This is a genomic window from Arthrospira sp. PCC 9901 (genome assembly GCF_059013425.1).
In genome coordinates, this window is record NZ_CP102296.1 from 4,621,406 (window position 1) to 4,644,348 (window position 22,943).

Consider the following 22,943-nt stretch of genomic DNA (forward strand, 5'->3'; position numbering starts at 1 on the left):
TTTAAAGCAAATTATTTTCTGATTTAACCAGCCTCAAAAAAAACGGAAAAAAGAAACCAGGTTTCTATCAAAAAAATTGACCAATGAAGAAACCTGGAATCTTTGCTAATTAGCCTAATTCCTTTTGTCGGATTCGTTCCAAAGCATGAACCAGAGCATCTACCTCGGATTTAGTATTATAAAAAGCCAAGGACGGACGCACAGTTACCTCTAAACCAAACCGTCGCAAAATAGGTTGGGCGCAATGATGACCCGCACGCACAGCGATGCCTTCTTGGTTGAGTGCTTGTCCTACAACTTCGGCTGAGAAACCATCCAAAACAAAGGAAAGGACAGCAGCTTTTTCTGGGGCAGTACCAATTAAATGCAGACCAGGAATAGTATTTAAACCCGTGGTCGCATATTCGAGCAATTCATGCTCATAACGGGCAATATTTGGTAAACCAATCTGTTGAACATAATCAAGGGCTGTGGCTAATCCCACTGCATCAGCAATATTCCCCGTCCCCGCTTCAAATCGGGCTGGACTATTTTGATAAACAGTGCGCTCGAAAGTGACATCAACAATCATGTTGCCGCCACCCTGCCAGGGGGGACTGGCGTTTAATAGGTCTTCGTGACCATAAACAACGCCAATGCCAGTGGGTCCAAAGATTTTATGACCGGAAAAAACAAACCAGTCGCAACCGAGTTGTTGCACATCAATGGGAATATGAGAGACGGACTGAGCGCCATCTAATAACACTTTGGCACCCACTTGATGAGCCTGGGCAATCATTTTTGCCGCCGGGGTAATGGTTCCCAAAGCATTAGAAACTTGGGAAAAAGCTACCAATTTTGTGCGAGGATTGAGCAGTTGTTGGTACTCTTCCAACAAAATTTGTCCGCGATCGTCTACGGGTGCAATACGCAACTTGGCTCCGGTCCGAGTTGCTAACTGTTGCCAAGGCACAATATTAGCATGGTGTTCTAAATGACTTAGAACAATCTCATCCCCGGCTTTGATGTTTTGTTCTCCCCAACTTTTCGCCACTAAGTTTATGGCTTCTGTGGTTCCTCGTACAAAGATGATTTCGTTGACGGAGGAGGCATTGATAAAATGACGAACTGTCTCTCTGGCGGCTTCGTAGGCATCTGTTGACCGGGCTGCTAATTCATGGGCGGCGCGGTGAACGTTGGAGTTTTCATGGGAGTAATAATGAACTAGGCGATCGATGACGGCTTGAGGTTTTTGAGTGGTTGCGGCATTATCAAACCAGATCAGGGGTTTACCGTTGACTTTTTCCTGAAAAATGGGAAAATCACGGCGGATAGTTTCGACATCGAAAATATCATGTTTTGTCACCGCCGCCAGAGGCACAAAAAATGGGTCAATCGGTGAATTTTGCCTGTAATTCTGTGGGGAATAATCCTCAACAGTTTTAGGGATGCTCTGATCTGGTTTTTGTCTTTCTACCCCTTGACTTAAATGTTCTAAAAAATAGAAGTTGGGGGTGACAGTTGGGATAGATGGTGTGGGAACCGATGCTAAGGATAGATCCGGAACTGTAGGAGTTGCGGGAGTTGCGATCGCCTGGGGAATTTTTTTGGGAATATGGGATGCAGCAGCGCGTACTTCCTCTACGGAATGGGGGGAGTCGGGGCGATCGACACCGGGATCGCTAAAATAGAATTGCGGCTCCCCAACAGATAAGTGAGGTGTGGATACTGACGGTAATTTCCCATCGAGATTTTGTTGATGAATATTGGAGCCCGGACCACTAACATCCTGAGCCGATTGAGGGATATTTAGGGAGTCGGGCAATGGCACATCAATGCCGCTGCGCTTCACTTCTTGAATAAAAGCATTCGCCAGTTGCTCAAAAGTGTCCGCTTTAAATAAGGGGTTGATGCCATCTCCCCCCAAATCAGTGACAGAGGGACTAGGGTTGGGTTTCGCCTGCCCTTCTGTCAGGGAATTTTCCGGGTAAAGATTGGGGGTAGTCATTAGTAGGTGTGGTACTGGTTGACATCAACGTTCTGAAGAACGGCAGCCGCATCGTCGGTCAGGACGGCTAAAGAGCAGTACAGGGAGACGAGATAAGAGGCGATCGCTTTGCGGCTAATTCCCATAAAGCGCACGGACAGTCCGGGTCCTTGCTGACCGGGCAAATTCGGTTGATACAAGCCAACCACTCCTTGACGACTTTCGCCGACCCGCAGCAGTAAAATATTGGTTTTGCCCTCATTATTTACCGCGACTTTATCGGAAGGAATTAAGGGCACTCCGCGCCAGGTGATGAATTGAGAACCAAATAAAGAAACGGTAGCGGGGGGAACGCCACGGCGGGTAGCTTCCCGACCAAAGGCAGCGATCGCTTTAGGATGAGCCAGGAAAAAGGCGGGTTCTTTCCAAACTTTCACCAATAACTCATCAAGATCGTCTGGAGTAGGGGCCAGACCTCGGGGCTGTACTTTTTGACTGTCAATAATGTTATTGAGCAACCCGTATTCAGCATTATTAATCAGTTCATTTTCTTGACGTTCTTTCAAAATTTCAATCGTCAAGCGCAACTGTTCATGGATCTGATCGTGGGGACTGCTATAAAGGTCAGAGACACGAGTATGAACATCGATAACCGTATTAACAGCGCTGAGAAAGTATTCTCGAGGCTGTTCCTGATAATCCACAAAGGTTTCGGGCAACTCTCGCTCATCTCGTTCTGAGCAAGCCACTTCCACTTGAGAAGGATTTTTGACCTTGTTAAGACGATAGATCCCGGCTTCAACCGGTGTCCAGTGCAGCAGACGCACAAACCAACGGGGACTAATTGTGTCTAATTGAGGAACTGTTTTGGTGGCATTAGCCAACTGACGGGCTGAGACATCATTAACAGCTAATTGCAGTTCAGAGCTAGTGCTGGTAGTCATCAATGGTAACTCCGATTTAATAAATGAATGAGGTTAAATCTCTCGCTCAAATCACGAACAAACCATTTAATTTCAACTTATTTCGGGTCTAAATAAGAACCGGAAGATTTAGCGAAGTTTGGCAGTGATTGAACAGAGGGTTGATAGGCGGGGATATTTAATTTCCTCTTTATAGCTATATGATCTGGCTGGGAATTAGAGAGGCAAGTTAAATGCCTGCCCCTGCATCAAAAATTTCCTCCCGTACTTGAGCTTGGGAGACAAAAGCTCCGGCTGGTACACTACGGGTTAGCCAAACATTGCCGCCTATGGTTGATCCTTGACCTATAGTGACTCGGCCGAGAATTGTTGCCCCGGAATAAATGACTACATCGTCTTCGATAATTGGATGACGGGGATTGCCTTTGATTAAATTGCCAGATTCGTCGCGAGGAAAACTTTTTGCCCCCAAGGTAACGGCTTGATAAATCCTGACGCGATCGCCAATTACAGTGGTTTCACCAATTACTACTCCTGTACCGTGATCGATAAAGAAACGATTACCAATAGTAGCCCCAGGATGAATATCTATTCCAGTTTCTGAATGACCAATTTCAGCAATTATTCGAGCTAATAAAGGTGAGTCAAGACGATAAAGCGCATGGGCAATTCGATGGTAGGTAATTGCCGTAATACCAGGATAGCAAAACAGCAGTCTAAATTTTTGGCGGATGGATCACCATCATAAGCGGCACAAACATCACTTTCTAGCAGGTTTTTTATTTCAGGTAGTTGTTCGGCAAAAGCCTGCACTATTGACCTAGCTTTTTCCCGAATTTTAGATTCTTCTACCTGATTTTCTGAAGCAATCAACGACTGCTCTCGTTGGATTTGATGTTCGAGTAATTGCAGAGATTCATTAAGGGTATGACCTATAAAATAATGGGTAGAAGTTTCTCGGAGATCGGGATTGCCAAAGTGGAAAGGAAATAAGGCTCCCCTAAGTTTATCCACCATCTTAAATAAGATTTTACGGGATGGCAATGGAACATAATTTCGCTCTTGTGAACAACTCCTAAAAGCCTGCTTGCGAGGCTGGGATAAAGCTGTAATCACAGACTCAATATCCCATGGGGTTTTGCTAACGGGGCTATAAGTTAGGGCAATATAGCTATCATTGGTCATGGTTTATTATCAGCTAATACCGGGAAAATATTGGGATATCTAAGGCACAATTAAACGGCTAAACCTTGCTCGTTAAATACTCCTTGGAAAAGAATAGAACTGAGATAACGTTCACCAGAGTCTGGCAAAATAACCACAATAGTTTTGTCCTTATTTTCTGGTCTATGGGCTAGTCTGACTGCCACTGCTGTCGCTCCTCCGCAGGAAATACCTGATAAAATTCCTTCTTCTTTAGCTAACCGTTGAGCGTAGAAAATTGCTTCTTCATTGGTGACAGTTTCTACGGCATCAACTATTGATAAATCCAGCACTTCTGGGACAAAGCCTGCACCAATGCCCTGGATTTTATGGGGGCCTGATTTTACTGGATCTCCGGCAATGGTTTGGGATATAACTGGGCTGGCTTCCGGTTCTACTGCCACTGATAATATGGCTTTACCTTGAGTGTGTTTAATATATCGGGATATTCCAGTAATTGTTCCGCCTGTACCGACTCCTGAAACCAGAATATCGATCGCTCCTTCGGTTTCTTCCCAGATTTCTGGCCCAGTGGTCTGCTCATGGATCCGGGGATTTGCTGGGTTACGAAACTGTTGCAATAAAACATAGCGATCGGGATTAGAAGCTGCAATTTCCTCAGCTTTTGCTACTGCGCCCACCATGCCTTTTGAGCCTTCGGTTAAAATTAGATTTGCTCCATAAGCCCGCAGCAATTTCCGTCGTTCCAAACTCATCGTTTCAGGCATGGTTAAGGTGAGGGGAATGCCTTTGGCAGCAGCGACAAAGGCTAAGGCAATTCCTGTATTACCACTGGTGGGTTCAACTATTTCTTTACCGGATCCTAATAAGCCTCGTTGTTCTGCATCCCAAATCATCGCCGCACCAATACGGCATTTAACCGAATAGGCTGGATTACGACCTTCAATTTTAGCCAGAACAGTCGCGCTACTATCACCAACTACGCGATTTAAACGGACTAGGGGAGTCCTACCGATGGCGAGACTGTTATCTAAAAACCATTTCACCATATTCAATACTCCTAGTTATATATTTCGGGACTGATGTTGTGCCCGGTCTAATAGGGCGACAACTTGCTTGTCAATCTGTAAATCTAATATACATGAATTTCAAAACATTTGCAATACATTTTTGAATTTTTTTAAATTTTGCGAGCGATCGCTTGTGTAACTACTAGATTCTTTGCTATCAAAGGGTTTCAGCTACTCGCTGCTGAGGGGAGTCAACTTCTGCTCAGGAAAAAATCTCCCTCTCCGAGAATTGGGAGGGGAGGTAGTATCAAAAACTCTTCTTCTTGAAATACAGTGCTTAGATCAAATCTTCAACCCAACTTGAGGTTATACCCATCAAATTTGATAGTACCAAGTGCTGTACTCATCGTTGAGGATAATTCTACTAGAATTTCTATAAATTAATCCTTCCGATTCAAATTGTTTGAGTAAACGAGTAATTGTGACTCGAGTCAATCCGCATAATTCGGCTAAATCTTGATGTGTCAACCTCACATCAATTAAATATCCCTCACTGGTACGATTACCAAAACGCTGAGATAACCAGTTGAGAACATTCAGCAAAATAAACCAAGCGCTGTGATTGGCACGAGCCATCAGTAAAGTCTCGGTATTTTGCCAGTAGTTGAAAATTAATTCAGAGGAAGGTTGCCAAGAACTTGTGGGAATTGCTATCACTTTAACTGGGGTTAATGCTTCTATAATATAGGGTGAAGTTCGCGATAAAGGTTTACCCACAATATCATCAACTAACCAAATTCCGGTGCAGACAACTGTATTGTCTTCTGTATAAGCTATACTTCGGACAACTCCTTTTTTAATTAACCAAAAAAACTGACTTTCTTCAGGTATAAAATCTCGCCGATTAAAAGACCTACTAGCAGCATTTTGTGGAATTTGGCTGATTTCTTGTTGGCTAATTCGGTGTGTTAAATCGCTCATGTTGATGGTCTATCAAGAGATCATGAAAATAATTCTGGGCTATTGAGATTAATCCTAAATATCAGTGATATTTAAGATTCCATAAACTAGGATTATCGCTAGTACCAATAAAGCGGAGCTGAAAACCACAATCCACCCTCCGGTTGGTTCATAGGTTTGACCATCAATTTTTTGTCGTACTAAAAAGTATTGATGTGTAGACATCACGATAGTTAATATTCCTAAACATAAGGACCCTAAACTCAGGAACAAAATCTGATTATTTTTAGCAGAAATATCTGGGAGAAGATAACATAGACGAGCTATCAGAAGTCCAATGCCGACTAATCCTAGAGAGGTTCGCACCCAAGCTAGATAGGTGCGCTCATTGGCGAGATGATCCCGGACTCGAGAAGAATTTAAGACCGGGCTTTTTATCTCCTGAGAATGATGAGTTGATTGACGACTAACTAACAGCTTGAAGTGCTTCATCAAAGGCAACAACTTTATCTGAGAAAATGTAGACTTTTTTCTGGATATCCACACCTAGAATATCCCATTCATCCCGGGTTAATTGAGCATTAATCTGAGTGCCATCCCTTAAAGATAAGGCTACCTGTACATCCCATCCTTTATAGACTATCCGTTGAATTACTGCGGGGATAGTTTTATGATTAGCTATATTACTAATGCGGATATCGTGAGGGCGGATAAACACAGGAGAAGGACTATTAAGACTGTTTTCCGGGAGCATATTAACGGGACCAATGAAACCCATGACAAAGGGAGTTGAAGGGCGATCGTAAATCTCTTGGGGAGTGCCGACCTGTTCAATCATACCCTTATTCATGACTACAATTTCGTCGGCAATTTCCATGGCTTCTTCGCGGTCATGGGTGACAATTAAGGTGGTGACATGAACTTCATCATGGAGGCGGCGCAACCAAGACCTTAAATCTTGCCGCACATTGGCATCTAAAGCGCCAAAGGGTTCATCTAATAATAACACTTTGGGTTCGACTGCTAAAGCGCGGGCGAGGGCTATGCGCTGGCGCTGTCCGCCGGATAGTTGCACGGGATAGCGATCGCCTAATCCTTCTAATTTAATTAAATCTAATAATTGGGCAACTCGCTGGCGAATATAAGACTTAGGACGGCGGGCAATTTCCATCGGAAAAGCGATATTTTGGCGCACGGTCATGTGTTTAAATAGGGCATAATGTTGAAACACAAACCCCACTTGTCTATCTTGAACCTGGGCATTAGTTACATCACCATTTTCTAAATAAATCCGCCCATAGTCTGGCTTTTCCAATCCAGCGATCGCTCTAAGTAAAGTAGATTTACCGGAACCAGACGGCCCCAATAGAGCCACCAGCGACCCGGTTTTAACTGTTAAATTGATGTTGTCTAAAGCTACAAAATTGCCAAAGCATTTTACCAGGTTTTCTACTTGAATAGTCATGGCTAAAATTCCGTTAATAATTGACAGTTGATAATTTGACCTTAACGCAGAGGCCACCAAGATACCTTGTCACGGGTGGCGCTGTAGATTTCTTTGAGTCCTTCGGGGTCACAAACCCGGATGGTGTCGTTAGAGGAATCGTCATTTTGAGGGGGTAGTAAAAGCCCTTGTTTACGCATTCCTTTTAAGACCTGTTCAACGGTGCGGTGGTTAAGTTGGGCGGCGTGGGCGATGATATCAATGGGTAGGTCAAAAACATAAATATCATCGGCTTGGGGTTGATTCAAAAGCGATCGCTCTTGGTAGATGAGTCCCCTTAATAATGCAGCCACCGCTTGGGGGGGATGGGTACTACAGTTAAGTAGGTGATATTGGAATTTTTCCCGCAGTTCAAATAAATAATCGTAGCGATCGCGGAATATCTCATTCTCAGCGTGGAGGGTTTTAATAATGTCTAGGTCAATCTCGATCGCATCAGTGGTTTTGTAAGCCTCCACCAAACTCGGAAAAGACCGCGACACTCGCCCATAGCCTAAAGCCAGATTTCGCATTCCAAAACAACTACCCGGATAGGTGATAGCAATGATTCGGTCTAAAGGTGAACTCCGCAGGATTACCGGACCACCACTGCTGACCACATAAAGGGATGCGATCGACGTATCAGGACGGAAGGCCGTATACACCGAACGACCCGAGTACAGCTTTTGGGGTGTGACTTCTCCCGTGGAGAGTACCTCCGACAGTTCAGTCGCATCCAAACCCCGAAACAGATAGTTGTTTTGACTTAGTTCCTCCGCAATCTCCTGGATTGCCCCTGGTTCTGCTGGCTTGGCCATTGCCACTTAATTGTTCTCCACTTTTATAATACACCACCTGTATTTATTTTGCAAGCGTATCGCAAAACATTTATATTTCAGTTACACTTGACATATAATTAAAATGTGCTACGATTGCAATCAAAGCCCAATCAGGCTCCCATCTCTCAGATTAAGGATGTAGCCATGAAAGCCAACTTCCCCAGCCGATATCTCAATTCCAAGCCTTGGCCACAGCGCCTTTCCCTGTTTATCGTGGGAATTAGCGCCAGTGGGGTGATTGCTGCCTGTGGCACAACAGGGGATACAGCCCGAGATTCCGTAGATCTGACCCTAGTCTCCTACGCCGTCACCCAAGCCGCCTACGAACAAATCATTCCCCAATTCGCCGAGGAGTGGAAAGCCCAACATGGTCAAGATGTCCGTATTCGCCAAAGCTATGGCGGTTCCGGTTCCCAAGCTAGAGCCGTCATTGATGGTTTAGAGGCTGATATCGTAGCCCTCGCCTTAGCCCTGGATACCCAAGCCATTCAGGAAGCAGGACTAATTGAACCGGGATGGGAAAATGAAGCGCCCAATAATGCGATCGTTCACCGTTCCGTCGCGGCCATTATTACCCGACCTGGGAACCCCCAAAATATCCAAGACTGGCAGGACCTAGCCCGCGATGATGTTCAAACTGTCACCGCCAACCCCAAAACCTCCGGGGGGGCTCGTTGGAATTTCCTTGTCCTGTGGGGAGCCAAAACCGAAACCGGTCAAACCGAAGCCCAAGCCCTCGACTTTGTGCAACAGGTTTTTAGAAACGTTCCCGTATTACCAAGAAATGCCCGGGAAGCTACCGAAGTTTTCTATCGACAAGGACAAGGGGATGCCTTAATTAACTATGAAAATGAAGTGCTACTGGCTCAACAGCAAGGTCAAACTTTGCCCTATGTAATTCCCCAGACTAATATTTCTATTGATAATCCCATTGCCGTTGTTGATGCCACTGTAGACAGACGCGGAACCCGCGAAGTGGCGGAAGCCTTTGTGCAGTTTCTATATACTCCCCAAGCCCAAAGAGCATTTGCTGAGGCTGGTTTTCGTCCCGTAGACCCCACAATTGAGGCGGAATTTAGCGATCGCTTTATTCCTATCACCAATCTATTTACAGTAGAAGACTTGGGGGGATGGGATGCCGTCCAAAACCAATTTTTTGCTGACGGTGCTATGTTCGATGAAATCCAAGCCCAAATCGGTCGCTAGTTCAAATTCTCACAGCTTGTAATCAGGTTGCCCAGCCATTTTAATTGTTCTCCAACTTCCTTTAATTGGCGCAACCATCATGCTCACAACCTTATCAATATCTCTATCATCATTCACCCGGTTTTTACCAAAAATTCCCTGGTATTGGTGGGGAATAGGTGGTTATCTCAGCATCATGCTGTTACTGCCCATTCTTGCCCTAATTTCATTTACCGCCAATCTTACTTGGGCAGAAATATGGCGAATTACTACCCATCCCGTCGCTTTATCTGCCTACCGAGTTACCTTTTTTACTGCTATTTATGCCTCCTCTATTAATGGTATAGCCGGAGTCGCAGTCGCCTGGGTTTTAGTGCGCTATCGTTTCCCCGGAAAGGAAATAATTGATGGTGCCATAGATTTACCTTTTGCCCTACCCACAGCCGTTGCGGGACTCACCCTTGCTACCGTATACGCTGAAAATGGATGGATAGGAAGTTTATTAGCTCCCCTGGGTATTAAAATTGCTTTTACCCGTCTAGGGGTCGGTTTAGCTATGGTGTTTATTTCTCTTCCTTTTGTCGTGCGAACTGTCCAACCCGTGCTTCAGGAATTGGAACCCGAACTCGAAGAAGTCGCTTGGTGCATGGGTGCTTCCCGTTGGCAAACCTTTCGCCGAGTTATATTACCTCCTTTAATGCCGGCTATTTTAACCGGGGTCGCTTTGGGATTTTCTCGCGCTGTCGGAGAGTATGGTTCCATTGTTATTATTGCTGGTAATATCCCTTTTCAAGATTTGATTGCTCCCGTGCTGATTTTCCAACGTCTCGAACAGTTTGACTATGCCGGGGCTGCCGTTATTGGTACCGTTATGTTACTGGTTTCTTTAGCCTCCTTATTAATCATCAACTGTCTGCAAAGTTGGGGTAATCGCATTAACCAAAGACCGTAAACTTGCGGGCAACTATTTTTTTAATAAGGATGATATATGAAACCCCAAAATATCGGATATTTGCATCCCAAAAAATTAATCCAACCCGCCCAAAACTCTCAAACCCAGGTGAGCAATTTTGAGGTGGCTTTAGTCCTCGCTGTCATTCTGTTTGTCGGGTTAGTCTTATTTGTACCTGCTGCTAATATTTTTGTCGGTGCATTTAGAAACGGCTGGAGTGGTTTTGCCCGTGCTGTGACCTCACCGGAATTTCTGCACGCTGCCAAATTAAGCGTCATGATTGATGCTATTGTAGTACCAGTTAGTGTGATATTTGGAATTGTGACCGCTTTGGCGATCGCTCGTCATCAATTCCCCGGAAGAACACTATTATTAAGTATCATAGACCTCCCCTTTTCCATTTCCCCCGTAGTAGTCGGATTAATGCTAGTATTACTCTACGGACGACAGGGTTGGTTTGGTGCAGCCTTACAGTCTGCTAATATCAGAATATTATTTGCCTTCCCCGGTATGGTTTTAGCCAGCGCTTTTGTCTGTATGCCTTTTGTCGCGCGGGAAGTTCTCCCAGCCTTAGAAGAAATTGGCACAGAACAAGAAGAAGCCGCTAAAACTATGGGAGCCAATGATTGGCAAACCTTCTGGCGGGTGACTTTACCTTCTATTCGCTGGAGTTTATTATATGGCATTCTTCTCACTAATGCCAGGTCTATGGGAGAGTTTGGCGCGGTGGCCGTAGTTTCGGGAAATATTATCGGCAAAACTCAGACTTTGCCCCTATTTGTCGAGGAAATGCACGTTCAATATCAGACTACTGCATCCTATTCTGCCGCCGTAGTTTTGGGAAGTTTGTCCTTTGTAACTTTGGTATTCAAAAAACTGTTGGAGGCGAAAAAGACCAAGTGAGGAAATTCTAGGTGCGATCGTTTTTTTCACTTCAAAAACTGTCAAAACCCTTCTCAATTAGAGTCAGAAGCGTATCTTTTCACCTCAATCTATCCACCAGAAGCTAGTCCTACCTATAATATAATCAAACCACACCACCCCAGGTTGGTGACCAGTCTAATTAACTTCAGGAGTCCCTTGGTTTCGGGGGCGGGTTTATCAGGTTCACTGGTGCTAAGTCTAATTAACTTCAGGGGTCCTTTGGTTTCGGGGGCGGGTTTATGACGTTGACTGGTACTAAGTCTAATTAACTTCAGGGGTCCTTTGGTTTCGGGGGCGGGTTTATCAGGTTGACTGGTGACAAGTCTAATTAACTTCAGGAGTCCCTTGGTTTCGGGGGCGGGTTTATCAGGTTGACTGGTGCTAAGTCTAATTAACTCCAGAACCCGCCCCTACAGGAACCCACCTCACTGGTTTCGGGGGCGGGTTTATCAGGTTCACTGGTGCTAAGTCTAATTAACTCCAGAACCCGCCCCTACAGGAACCCACCTCACTGGTTTCGGGGGCGGGTTTATCAGGTTGACTGGTGCTAAGTCTAATTAACTTCAGGGGTCCCTTGGTTTCGGGGGCGGGTTTATCAGGTTGACTGGTGCTAAGTCTAATTAACTCCAGGGGTCCCTTGGTTTCGGGGGCGGGTTTATCAGGTTGACTGGTGCTAAGTCTAATTAACTCCAGAACCCGCCCCTACAGGAACCCACCTCACTGGTTTCGGGGGCGGGTTTATCAGGTTCACTGGTGCTAAGTCTAATTAACTCCAGGGGTCCCTTGGTTTCGGGGGCGGGTTTATCAGGTTGACTGGTGCTAAGTCTAATTAACTCCAGAACCCGCCCCTACAGGAACCCGCCCCTACAGGAACCCACCCCGACAATTATTAATTATTAATTATTAATTACATTGGATAATTGCCGCATTCATTCCTGGCTGCTGTATCTATCTGCGGGTAGAAGCCACAATCCCACCCCAAGGGTTATGATATTATAGGTTTTTAGCTATTGGCTCACATATCCAGCTAACAGCAATTATTCCCCTGTTCAAAATCGGGATAAATCCTATTACTACTCAATCTTTATGAATGCCTTAGTCCAAGAAATTCAGTCTAGCCTATTAAGTTTAGTAGGTTCAGCTATCCAAGTAATCCCAGCCTTAATTCTTGCCATAATCGTATTGTTAATAACTCGGTTCGCCGCCAATTTTGTTAGACAATTCTTAAACTCCACAGCACCGAGATTTGTCCGCAGTACATCTTTACAAGTTCTGCTGATTCACACAGGTTATGTATTGACTTGGGCGGGAGGAGTAATTATCGCCTGTGTAATTGCTTTCCCTGACCTCCGCCTAGGGGATATTATCGGTTTATTAGGACTTAGTTCCGTAGCCATTGGTTTTGCCTTTCAGGATATATTTAAAAATTTCTTAGCCGGGATTTTATTACTGTTACAAGAACCTTTCCAAATTGGTGATCAGATAGTTGTAGAGGATTACGAAGGGACTATCGAAAATATTTCCATTCGGTCTACCCAAATGCTAACCTATCACGGGGAAAGGGTGGTAATTCCTAATTCGATACTGTTTACCAGTCCCGTACAGGTCAAGACAGCCGAAAGTCATCGTCGCACTGATTTAGCCATTGGAGTAGACTATAATACCCCCTTACCAATGGCTGTAGAAACCCTATTAAACGCCACCAAAACCGTCGAGGGTGTCTTGTCAGAACCAGAAGTAGAAGTCGATGTAGTGGGTTTTGGAGACAGTTCTATTGACCTCATGGTTCGCTATTGGACTTTCCCGGAACGGAAACAGGTACGACGGGTGACAACGCAGGTTATGATAGATCTTAAACAGGCTTGTGATGAGGCTGATATTAATATCCCCTATCCTATCCGCACGTTATATTTCTTTAATCAGGAAAGCTATAACGACCATTACCCAGCGGCGGCTAATTCTCAGACTAATTGAGGGTAAAACTCGCAGTGCTGACCCCCACGGTTTTAAAATATTCTTTAATCGGGGGTGTCAGTGTCAAAACCGAGACATAATTTTCGATTTTAGTTTCAATTAAACTGCGTCTTTTCAGAGATTGTACGGCTTTTAAATAGTCAGATTCGGACAGATTTTCTGCTAGTTTATCGGCAATTTCAGTGATACCGTTTTGATTAGCCAAGCCCAGCATAACTAATTTTTCGGGTGACGATAATCGGAGATAATGTTGGTTTAATATAGGTTCAATATCTCCCAAAAAGAAGCTAGGATAAGATAGGAATTGGGAGACGCTACCGTTAAATAAATCGAAAATAGTGGCTGCTATTATATTTAACCATAAGGGGTTACCGCCATAAAGCTGGATTAGTTCTATCCAGTGTTCTGTATCTTGGAGGTTGTGGGTCGCTAAAATTTCGGTTGCAGATGCTGAGAAACCTTGTAAATACAGGGTTTTTCCGTGGCGGTTTTCGGTTTCCATGGTGGCAATTTCGGTAGGCTGTTCCCAACTGAGGACAAGGAAACAACTTTGATGAGGCGATCGCCCTATTTCGTAAATGAATTGACCATAACGGTCATATTCTGGGCGGTAAGTTCCGACAAATTCGCCGGGGGTGAGGGTTTCTTGGAAGTCGTCGAGGATGATTAAACAACGATGCGATCGCAAGTAATCTAAGATGGAATTATGGCTAGGTGTAGTGGTGTCGATAAACTGAAGTAAGTCGCTTTTAAGTGCGTTGAGGTTGGGGTATTTTCGATGCGATCGCCATATAATGCGATCGAAGTTTTCTTTGATGTCTTCCACGAGTTGTCTAGCGAGGCTGGTTTTACCGATACCAGACAGCCCGGTAATGGCGATGATGCGATGATGTTCGGCGAGTATCCATTGTTTGAGGGTATCGAGTTCGTGGGTTCTGCTGTAGAGGGGATGTATTTCTGGGGCTTCGCTGAGGTCGTGGTGGCGTTGATATTCGGTGGTGGCGGCAGGTTGCGATCGGTTTTGGGTGTTGGGGGGGTGGTTGTATAATCCGCTACAGATATTGATATCGCCCACAATTTGTACATAGTCAGAACCAAAATTTGAGATGTTAGAGAACTTCATCTGTTCCATTGTCGCCCTAAAGTTAGACTGTCTGACATCTTCTCCCAACTCAGCCGATATCAATTGCCATAACTCCCTTGCCACTTGCTTGATGCGTTCGTGACTGCGATTGCAAGTTCTAGCAATTTCCGGGTATTTTTTTCGTTCCCAAGTTCCTTCTAAAACGGCTTTCTGGAGGGAGTCAAGATGTTTACCTGTTTTCGAGAACACCAGGCGATCGGTCCATTGTAAGACTTCTTGAACGTCCATAGGTCAACGGGGGTACTGTTATCAAATTATACCATAGTACACTATTTTCTCCTTTTGTGAACTAAATTAGACTTTTTGCACAAAAGTTGCACCTGAGCCTCAATTATTTTTTTATACTAAATTAACCAGATTTATTATTGTTAATTCATATTTTTTGTGTCAAGATAGTGATATACGGTTAGTTATACATTGTTAATCTTTTTGATACAAAGGAAAACCCATGCGATGATTTTTAACTGGCTTTGTCAAGATTCCTCTGGGAAAGATGAAACCATCAGTCACCAAGAGGAAGAACGAATACTTACTCAGTTCAAGAAATTGTCTCCTCGCCTTTTGGGACTGCCAGAGGTTCAAACCATCATAACTTTCCAAGAGGTTATCAGCTATTTCAATAGTGATATACCCGCTGATTATAGAGTCAAGCAAGGACTTATTATCCGAGAGTATCACTCAGAAGGTGAACTGATAGCACAGGTCTTTTTAGATCGAAATAATCAGCTTATCTGTCGCCCAGATGGAACGCCCTATGGCCGCCAATTAGTGACCAAACAGTTAGACCGAGAATTAGCAAAAAATTTCGGCAATAGGAATTTATTTTTCGTCAAACTTAAAGGCAAAAGCGCACCCGAATATCAACTGGATTTAAGTGCGTTTTCAAAATTTAACGACTGGTGGCGCGATCTTATTAAAATACCGGAAGTTATCCCCTTGATTACCTATGAGGATGCTATTAAGTATTTTGTAAGCGATCGACCCAGCGATCCTAGAGTCAACAAAGGAGCTATCATGCGTAAACCTCACCCCCAAGGCTATCATATCATCCAAATGTTTTTGGACGAAAATAATGACTTAGTTTGTGACTCATTCGGTAAACCCTATGGTCGCCAATTGGTCGCCAGGAAATTAGATGAAGAGTTGCACGACTATTTTGGTGACAAAGATTTAATTCTTGTATTGTAAGGAGATCAACATGGACCCTGTAAGCGTTTTAACTTGGGCTGCTGTATGGGCAATAGTTTCAGCAACAACTTATGTAACCGTTACGTTTATTCTTCTAACGCTGGATCAAGTGATCAGTTGGTTTAGCAAGTACGTCGCTTTTCGTAATCGCTCTAATTCAGGCGAAATAGCTGTTACTATAGCAAAAAAATTATCCAATGGAGACTACAATATTGTGCAAGCAGGTTTTAACAAACAAACCAACGAACTTGGTGCCGTTAGAGTTATTGAGGCTGATGCTGTTGATTCTACAATACAACAAGCTCATAGTTACGGCAGAAAAGAAGTTGCTGTTTGGGATTTATACTAAACCCAAACATTCAAATAGAATCTAATCTCCGCAATCTGTTTTCTTAAAATCGCGAAATAAGGTGTACTGTGCATGGGGTCATATTGTGATTTTTCAATTTTTTATAATCTGTATTTCAAAAAATATAGGTAACTGTTTACTTTGCTTGCTTAACATTGCTGATTTTAGTAAATTAGTTTAGCTAATGAAAAAAGTACCTTCCCTGATTATATATGGGATCCCTGACCAAATTCCTGAAGATGTTGCTGTTCTTTGTCGAAGCAGACTAACGAATGCAGTTAGCAAGCTATTAGATGAAACTGGTTTTGAGAATATTCAGATTACTGTGGGGACTGAATTGGAAATCCAGAAAAACGGTCAAAAACCATCTATCGGATCTAGCGAACCAACGGCAAATAAATCTCCCTATGATTTGTCCCCTGAAGATCGGGCTAAAAAATATCAACCCACCCAGCCTTTATTTACTTTTGAACAATTAGTGGTCACCAAAGAAGTAGAAAATGACCTACTTTTGGCCGTTGACTTAATTGAGTTAGAGTCCAAAGTTTTTGATGATTGGGGTTTGCGAGAAATTGAACCTTTTCCGCGTACTGCTCTCAATTTTCATGGGAAGCCAGGAACGGGTAAAACTTTAGCGGCACACGCGATCGCCTCTAAAATCAACCGCCCTATTTTGGTCGCCAGTTACGCTCAAATTGAGAGTATGTATCACGGGGAAGGGCCGAAAAATGTTGAGGCAATTTTCATGGCAGCAGAGCGAGAAAAAGCCTTGCTGTTTATCGATGAAGCTGATTCTTTACTGTCTAAACGACTCACTAGCGTTAATCAAGGCTCAGAACAAGCCATTAACTCAATGCGAAGTCAGTTACTAATCTGCTTGGAAAGATTTCGGGGAGTTGTCATTTTTTCGACTAATTTGGTGCAAAACTATGATAAAGCCTTTGAAACCAGAGTCCGTCATGTAAATTTTCCCATGCCTGACGAAATTTGTCGTCAAAAAATCTGGGCGAAACATCTTCCCGCCAAAATGCCAAAAGCAGAAAATGTGTCAGTAGCAGAACTGGCTAAAGTTGATGATGTATGTGGTCGCGATATCAAAAATGCGGTGATTGATGCTGCAATGAGAGTGGCTAGACAGGGGAGAAACCAAATTGAATTACCGGACTTCCTAGGCTCCATAGAAGCGATTAAAAAATCACGGATTAATGTTTCCAACAAAGACCAAAATCAAGAATTAAGTCCTGAACAAAAAAAGGAAATCGGAGAAAAAATTAAAGCAGAGTTGTCACGAAAAAAGGATGAGGTTTTCGATGAATGATGAACAAGAACTGAGCCGCAGAATCATCGCAGCGTTTGCCAAACATCAACGGACAAAATTAGCCGATAAAAATAGGTTAATTTTTTCAGTTATTGTTGGTTTTGCAATTACGGCTTTTTTGGGTTTTTACGCTTGGGAAAGTCAGCCTAGAGTGAGAATAACCAATCTAAACGTTTACCATAATGTCAGAAGGTCGTCTGGTCGAAACATGAGAATAGTTATTGATTTTAAGACGGCTCACCTGAAAAATAGTAATTGTCGAGCTATTACTTATTTCTATCATCAAAATGGGCGGAAGGTAAGAAGCACGATTCGAGGGTATCAAACCAGGGATAATCAGTTGTCAACCAGTGCAACTTTTCGTCCTACATATCAATACAGCGTGTACACTAATTTTAATTTATATATTCCCAACAGGTATTTCAATCGTGGAAATTATAAAGGAAAAGTTAGAACCTACTGTGGCAGTGACTTTCTGGGAAATACCAAAAACTTTCAATTTAGAGCTAAGTAGATTTTTAGATACACCCGGTTTCTGGTTTCTCGAAAAAGCGATCGCACAATTTATCAACCAGGCTTCTTATATAACGTCCGGTTCATTCATCAATCTCAAATAAAGAACGAGACAAACCGGACTGTCGAATAATCGATCGCAAAGTTCCAATTTTTAATTCTTTATAATTGGGAACGGGAATGGTTATTGTTGATTCGGCTTCCCGCCGTTGCATGATAATATGACTGCCACGCACCCTTAACTCGACGAAACCCTGTTCTTCTAAAATTCTGCACACTTCCTTCGCCGATAAAACCCTCAACTTACCCAACTGTAATCTCCATCGACTCAACGAAAACCTCATTATTATTGAAACGACGTTCAATTTCCGAAGCATCAGCCATCTCCAAAAAAAGTTCGATCGCTTCCATTAAATTCGATCGCGCTTCTTCCACCGTGTCACCTTGACTCGCCAGATCGAGTTCGGGACACAAAGAAAAATATCCGTCGCCTTCTCTCTCAATAATTGCAGTTAACTGTCGAGTTTTTTGCATTAGCCGTGAATCAACCGGGAACATTAATTATAATTATACCTATAGTTTAACAAATCTTGGAGCGATCGCCTTCTTCTTCCCACAATGCGATCGCCTAACTAAAAACCGGGTTTCTTTGAGTCACCGGGAATGCGATCGCTACTTGATATTGAGAAACCCGGTTTCTTACCAAAATAGCATAATTTTCTTGTATCTGTCAACCTTTTTATATAGAAATTTTCAAGCCTTAAAGACGATCGCAGGGTCTACGCGAGTGACTTTTTGGATAGCAAAGAAAGCTGAACCGCCACACATTACTAAAGTTAAGAAAAACACCCCTACAGCAGAAGCCGGGGTAATCAAAATCAAAATACCTTGGGTAGCAGAAGCCCAACTAGCGACACCTAAACAGAGAGCCATTCCGGGGATATAGCCGAGAACAGCCATCCAAAAAGCCTGTTCTAAAATCACAGAATAAAGCAGGCGATCGGGAGCGCCCATAGCCTTGAGAGTACCAAATTCTTTGATATGGTCAGCGACGGAAGCATAAAGAATTTGAGCTACCACAATCATACCGACCAAAATTCCGACCACAGCCCCTAAACTCAAAACGAAACCCACTCCGGTGCGTTTTTGCCAGTATTCTTGGATTTTTTCGGCGATTTCTTCTCTGGTATAAGCGCGTGTATTGGGGAGAGTAGCTTCTAATGCCGCTTGTAGTTCCTGTAAGTCTTGATTGGGTTTAGCTTTCACTAAAATATAAGTAATGGGGTCGGTTAATGTTAGGGGTCTAGGTTCAGGAGAAATATCCGTTTGGGTTTGGCGATCGCCAGAATCATCAAAAACATTAACACAGTTAAGATTGCCATTCTCAAAAGTGCATCGGGTCTGAGTTTGTAGAGGTACGCTAACATAGGCGTTAGCATTTTTCAGGGAAGCAAAGACGAAAATACTATTAACAATGGGTTGAGTCCCTTGAGTTAATCCGACAATCTTGGCTTCTAAGCCAGAAATAGTAACCGTATCTCCCACGCCGCTAACCTGTAGGGAGTTTAAATTACTCTCATCTACTATTACCCGATATGGTTGTTTGAGATATTCCAAATCTCCCTCAATAATATTCCAGGGAGCAAACAGTTTCCCGTCAGGGTTAGAACCGACTAAATTAATAGCTTGAATTTGACCAGTCGGATCGCGCCAACGCGCACTTTGAAAAATTAGAGGTTCTGCTAGTTCTACCCCGGGAACGTTTTGGGCTTTGGTAAGTTGTTCTAGGGCTAGTGGCATGGTGAGATTGAGATGCACCATGTCTTCGGAGGTAATCCAAATATCGGCGCTAGATTTATCAATAAGCAGGGATGAGGATTGCACAAACCCGTTAAGAATACCATTTTGAATGGTAACTAAACTCACCGCAAACATAATCCCAGCCTGAGCCGCTAGGAAGCGGGGAATATCTTCGATGAGGTTTTTGCGAGCAATGGAAGCCATAATTATTGAGTAACTACTATAACTGGTATTTTAGCTTTACAGAGATATCAACGACAATTCCGTTGAATATGGGTTAAATATCGGTTTTCTGAGTTAGCTGATGTACCAGTCTTGAGTGGGGACGAGAAAGTTATGAGGTCTATGGTGAGCGGTGACTCATGTAACTGACTCACTTCCTTGGGGGGAGACAGAGACAGAAGCTAATTGAATTATAGTGCATCCCGGAGATTGGTTTTAACTAAAGTAGTTTTACTCCAATCAACATCTTCAATATGAGCGCGATTTATGGTGACTGAAAATAGAACGGAATTATAGAAGTTTGCGCCGCGTAAATCTGCTTCGGTTAAGTCAGCGTATGCTAGTTTAGCGTAGCTTAAATTTGCGCCGCGTAAATCTGCCCCTTTGAGATTGGTTTTGAACAATTTAGCTCTGGTCAAGTTGGCTTCTCTCAGGTCAGAATAAAGTAGTTTAGCATTGCTTAAATCGGTGTCGGACAAATTAGCTTTACAGAGGTTAGCAAATAGATGGGTGTTGCTAAGATTAGCGCGACGGAGATTAATGGATTTGAGGTTAGCCTGCCAGAGGAGTAATTCTTTTAAATTGGCTCCTTCGAGGTTTACCTCTTGTAGGTCTACGCCGATGAACCCTCGTTTACCACTAGCATAAAGCTGGAGTAGTTCGGCGGGGGTTAGGATTTTATGGGGTAATGGTTTGTCCCAGTAAGTCATGCCTGTAGTTCTTTTGCTCCCAATTATAAGGTCAATCAACCCCAATTGTGGTTAATTTTTGGGCGAATTTTTTAAAGGCGTGGTTGAGGGTCATCAATGGAGTTATCCCATCTAATTGGTTTGTTTAGATCGGGTGGCTGCTCAAATTCAATATTGGGAGATACTGACCTAGGCGGAGTAGGCTGTTGATTGGGAACCGGAGTCGGTGGGTTTAACCAAGATTGCCAATCGGAAATTTGAGCTTGAGCGGAATTATAAACGGTACTACCTGGGGGAATCATTTTTAGGGTTTCTATAGCCCCAGGTATATCATAAATCGCCTGATCTAATCCGCGAGTAAATAAGGTTTGACTCCAATCATTAATGAGCTGATCTGCACGCCAACGCCACGAACTAGAAGGAGAAACTCGGTCGGCTAATTGAATGCCACGAATTAACCCATCTATAGTGCCAGGAATGGCAGAAGTTTCGGCATTTTGTAAATTCTGGATATCCTGCAATTGCGATCGCCATTGGTTAATATCAGCCCTGGCTTTTTCGTACATCAATAAACCGGGTCTAATTTGTTCAGCCACAGCAATAGCATTAGCAAAATCACCCTGGGCGGCTAATTCTTGAGCGCGGTCGAGAACCGGTTGAAACTCTAGGCGCTCACTTCTGACACGCCACTCTTTAATCTGTTCTTGAGCCTCATCATATAATGCCCGACCGCGACCAATTTGAGAAGCCCTTTCTACCGCCGCCTTGAGAGAATCAACATCCCCAAAACTCGCCAACTGTTCCGCCATATCCAATAATGGTCTATCTTCGATTTCCTCAATTTTCCGATTCCATTGGCTAATATTTTTCCGGGCTTCACTACCACGGGAATGAGAAACCGGGATTAGTTGTAATTTAGCGATCGCCGCCCTTAAATCCGGTATAGTTTGGCTACGGGCTAATCTTTCCGCCTCATTGAGAATTGTCAGATCAGCAATTTCCTGCTGCCAGCCCCGAATATATTGTTGTGCCTTCCAGTATAACGGCCGATTACGTTCAATAGTACCCGCTTGAGCGATCGCATCTGTGAGTCCTTCTGGGGTATCCAGCAGCGCCGGAACATGGGCGCGGGCTAAAACGATAAAATCCTTAACCTCCTCCGTCAGGTTAGCACTGCTGGGAATTTTATTCACCGTAGCGATCGCTTCTTGCCATTGACCCTGATTCAGGATATCTTCCGCTATAGTCATAATCGACTTACTCAAAGCCGAAACTTCTTTTTTCGCCGGCTCTTGCAAATAGCTCTGATCAGAAATTTCCTCTAGCTTTTTAATTGCCAGTAATAGGTTATTAACCCCCCCTTGATTCCCCAAACTTCGGGCTTCTGCCAATTTCCGACTATCTTCCCTGGCTATCTGTAGCAAATCCGTTAATTTCTGATATCGCACCGTTTCCCAGTAATTATTCCCCACATTCAATAACTGGGTAGCTTCCCTAAATGCCAAATTCAACTCTTCTCGGCGCATCAAATCTTCAACCTTGCCGTAAATACCCTCAGCCTTTTTCCAAATTTCTTGCCACTGTTTAATCTGCTGTTCTACACTAGCTGATGCGGAAGTTTGCGGGGGAATCTTTTTCGCTATCCGAATTGCCTCAGATAATTCTCCGGCTTGAAACTGAGACTCTGCCAAATTCATAATACCCATCGACCATTGGTCAATGTGGCGGTTAATTTCCGGGCGGAGGGGATGGTCTTCTGGCAGGACACTCACCAACTCAAAGGCTAGGAGGAAATCATCTAAAGTGTTTTTACTGGCAGCCATTTCAGCGCAGTACAGACGCAGAGATGCCGAAGCCAGTGGCCAAAAAATCTTAGGACAGTTAGGTAAAGCAGGCGATCGCAACAGTAACGTACTAGCCACATAAGCCACCCCTGGGGGAGTCGCCAACACCAACAGCAACCCCAACAAGGGTAGAGATGCCATAATGGGGTTATTTCTCTTTGGTGAAGGCGTTTCCGGTTCAACAGTTGGGGGAACCACTGTCACCAAAGTTGATGATACAGTAGGTTCTGGCTTGATTTCCGGTTCTGGCGGTGGTGAGGGTTGCCTTTTGATCGTTTCCGATTCTAACAGCATCCGCAGTTCTTTTAACCGTTCTTTACGGCTTTTACGTTCAGGCTGTATTTGTTCAGAACTTCCCCGCACCAATTTTGGTGGCGACCCTACTCTGTCAGATATCGCTGGTGGTGTCGCCACTTTTGGGGAACGCAATTCCAGCCAACGGTTTTGTTTCGGTTTCCTGTCAATCATAGGTTAAGCCATCCTCACGCTGCATTCA

The 22,943-nt window shown here is 43.8% G+C and carries 23 protein-coding genes; 8 read left to right on the forward strand and 15 right to left on the reverse strand.

Features of this window, described 5'->3' with window-relative positions; all coding sequences use genetic code 11:
* Positions 1–109: 109 nt before the first annotated feature.
* From NLZ44_RS20440 to NLZ44_RS20480, 9 genes are all read right to left on the reverse strand, one after another.
* Positions 110–1,987: a family 2A encapsulin nanocompartment cargo protein cysteine desulfurase gene (locus tag NLZ44_RS20440; protein ID WP_493750967.1), complete on the reverse strand. Its 1,878-nt coding sequence runs from the start codon at positions 1,985–1,987 to the stop codon at positions 110–112.
* Positions 1,987–2,910 carry a family 2A encapsulin nanocompartment shell protein gene (locus NLZ44_RS20445; RefSeq protein WP_493750968.1) on the reverse strand — a complete coding sequence of 308 codons (924 nt, stop codon included), beginning with the start codon at positions 2,908–2,910 and terminating at the stop codon, positions 1,987–1,989. The genes NLZ44_RS20440 and NLZ44_RS20445 overlap by 1 nt, the downstream gene beginning before the upstream one ends.
* A 208-nt stretch (positions 2,911–3,118) precedes the next feature.
* Positions 3,119–3,622, reverse strand: a complete 504-nt coding sequence (gene epsC, locus NLZ44_RS20450; protein WP_493753039.1) for a serine O-acetyltransferase EpsC — start codon at positions 3,620–3,622, stop codon at positions 3,119–3,121.
* A complete protein-coding gene (locus NLZ44_RS20455; RefSeq protein WP_493750969.1) occupies positions 3,520–4,074 on the reverse strand; it encodes a hypothetical protein in 555 nt (184 codons plus the stop codon). Before NLZ44_RS20455 ends, epsC begins: the two co-directional genes overlap by 103 nt.
* A 50-nt stretch (positions 4,075–4,124) precedes the next feature.
* On the reverse strand, positions 4,125–5,102 hold the full coding sequence (gene cysK / locus NLZ44_RS20460) for a cysteine synthase A (RefSeq protein WP_006619901.1): 978 nt from the start codon (positions 5,100–5,102) through the stop codon (positions 4,125–4,127).
* A gap of 336 nt (positions 5,103–5,438) precedes the next feature.
* Entirely contained in the window at positions 5,439–6,044 is a 606-nt protein-coding gene (locus NLZ44_RS20465) for a Crp/Fnr family transcriptional regulator (RefSeq protein WP_493750970.1), read from the reverse strand.
* A gap of 54 nt (positions 6,045–6,098) precedes the next feature.
* Positions 6,099–6,515: a YidH family protein gene (locus NLZ44_RS20470; RefSeq protein WP_006619899.1), complete on the reverse strand. Its 417-nt coding sequence runs from the start codon at positions 6,513–6,515 to the stop codon at positions 6,099–6,101.
* Positions 6,490–7,488: a sulfate/molybdate ABC transporter ATP-binding protein gene (locus tag NLZ44_RS20475; protein WP_006619898.1), complete on the reverse strand. Its 999-nt coding sequence runs from the start codon at positions 7,486–7,488 to the stop codon at positions 6,490–6,492. The genes NLZ44_RS20470 and NLZ44_RS20475 overlap by 26 nt, the downstream gene beginning before the upstream one ends.
* A gap of 41 nt (positions 7,489–7,529) precedes the next feature.
* Positions 7,530–8,324 carry a Crp/Fnr family transcriptional regulator gene (locus tag NLZ44_RS20480; RefSeq protein ID WP_111892120.1) on the reverse strand — a complete coding sequence of 265 codons (795 nt, stop codon included), beginning with the start codon at positions 8,322–8,324 and terminating at the stop codon, positions 7,530–7,532.
* Between the two features lie 165 nt (positions 8,325–8,489).
* On the opposite strand from NLZ44_RS20480, the gene NLZ44_RS20485 reads away from it, so the two are divergent.
* From NLZ44_RS20485 to NLZ44_RS20500, 4 genes are all read left to right on the forward strand, one after another.
* Positions 8,490–9,551 carry a sulfate ABC transporter substrate-binding protein gene (locus NLZ44_RS20485; protein ID WP_493753040.1) on the forward strand — a complete coding sequence of 354 codons (1,062 nt, stop codon included), beginning with the start codon at positions 8,490–8,492 and terminating at the stop codon, positions 9,549–9,551.
* Positions 9,552–9,630: 79 nt separating this feature from the next.
* Positions 9,631–10,482 (forward strand): sulfate ABC transporter permease subunit CysT, encoded by an 852-nt coding sequence (gene cysT / locus NLZ44_RS20490; protein ID WP_493750971.1) that lies wholly within the window; start codon positions 9,631–9,633, stop codon positions 10,480–10,482.
* Between the two features lie 36 nt (positions 10,483–10,518).
* Complete coding sequence (gene cysW, locus NLZ44_RS20495) at positions 10,519–11,385, forward strand: sulfate ABC transporter permease subunit CysW (protein WP_006619894.1); 867 nt, start codon at positions 10,519–10,521, stop codon at positions 11,383–11,385.
* 1,107 nt (positions 11,386–12,492) lie between these two features.
* Complete coding sequence (locus tag NLZ44_RS20500) at positions 12,493–13,380, forward strand: mechanosensitive ion channel family protein (protein ID WP_493750972.1); 888 nt, start codon at positions 12,493–12,495, stop codon at positions 13,378–13,380.
* Here the strand turns inward: NLZ44_RS20500 and NLZ44_RS20505 are convergent.
* Positions 13,373–14,752 (reverse strand): helix-turn-helix domain-containing protein, encoded by a 1,380-nt coding sequence (locus NLZ44_RS20505; RefSeq protein ID WP_493750973.1) that lies wholly within the window; start codon positions 14,750–14,752, stop codon positions 13,373–13,375. The two genes, NLZ44_RS20500 and NLZ44_RS20505, sit on opposite strands and share 8 nt — an antisense overlap.
* 225 nt (positions 14,753–14,977) lie before the next feature.
* On the opposite strand from NLZ44_RS20505, the gene NLZ44_RS20510 reads away from it, so the two are divergent.
* The 4 genes from NLZ44_RS20510 to NLZ44_RS20525 all read left to right on the forward strand — a co-directional run bounded on the left by NLZ44_RS20510 (position 14,978) and on the right by NLZ44_RS20525 (position 17,893).
* A complete protein-coding gene (locus NLZ44_RS20510) occupies positions 14,978–15,712 on the forward strand; it encodes a hypothetical protein (protein ID WP_493750974.1) in 735 nt (244 codons plus the stop codon).
* A gap of 10 nt (positions 15,713–15,722) precedes the next feature.
* Positions 15,723–16,061 (forward strand): hypothetical protein, encoded by a 339-nt coding sequence (locus NLZ44_RS20515; RefSeq protein WP_152088655.1) that lies wholly within the window; start codon positions 15,723–15,725, stop codon positions 16,059–16,061.
* Between the two features lie 184 nt (positions 16,062–16,245).
* Positions 16,246–17,379 carry an ATP-binding protein gene (locus NLZ44_RS20520; RefSeq protein ID WP_493750975.1) on the forward strand — a complete coding sequence of 378 codons (1,134 nt, stop codon included), beginning with the start codon at positions 16,246–16,248 and terminating at the stop codon, positions 17,377–17,379.
* Complete coding sequence (locus NLZ44_RS20525) at positions 17,372–17,893, forward strand: hypothetical protein (protein ID WP_493750976.1); 522 nt, start codon at positions 17,372–17,374, stop codon at positions 17,891–17,893. Before NLZ44_RS20520 ends, NLZ44_RS20525 begins: the two co-directional genes overlap by 8 nt.
* A gap of 82 nt (positions 17,894–17,975) precedes the next feature.
* On the opposite strand, the gene NLZ44_RS20530 is transcribed toward NLZ44_RS20525, so the two are convergent.
* The 5 genes from NLZ44_RS20530 to NLZ44_RS20550 form a co-directional block, all read right to left on the reverse strand.
* A complete protein-coding gene (locus NLZ44_RS20530) occupies positions 17,976–18,203 on the reverse strand; it encodes a type II toxin-antitoxin system HicA family toxin (protein ID WP_493750977.1) in 228 nt (75 codons plus the stop codon).
* A complete protein-coding gene (locus NLZ44_RS20535; protein WP_006625585.1) occupies positions 18,196–18,426 on the reverse strand; it encodes a type II toxin-antitoxin system HicB family antitoxin in 231 nt (76 codons plus the stop codon). The genes NLZ44_RS20530 and NLZ44_RS20535 overlap by 8 nt, the downstream gene beginning before the upstream one ends.
* Positions 18,427–18,645: 219 nt before the next feature.
* The gene (locus NLZ44_RS20540; protein ID WP_493750978.1) at positions 18,646–19,896 is read right to left on the reverse strand and encodes an ABC transporter permease; all 1,251 of its coding nucleotides are present in this window, start codon (positions 19,894–19,896) and stop codon (positions 18,646–18,648) included.
* Positions 19,897–20,105: 209 nt separating this feature from the next.
* Complete coding sequence (locus NLZ44_RS20545) at positions 20,106–20,624, reverse strand: pentapeptide repeat-containing protein (protein WP_493750979.1); 519 nt, start codon at positions 20,622–20,624, stop codon at positions 20,106–20,108.
* Between the two features lie 71 nt (positions 20,625–20,695).
* Positions 20,696–22,915, reverse strand: coding sequence for an AAA family ATPase (locus tag NLZ44_RS20550; RefSeq protein ID WP_493750980.1), 2,220 nt, complete (start codon positions 22,913–22,915; stop codon positions 20,696–20,698).
* Between the last annotated feature and the right edge of the window lie 28 nt (positions 22,916–22,943).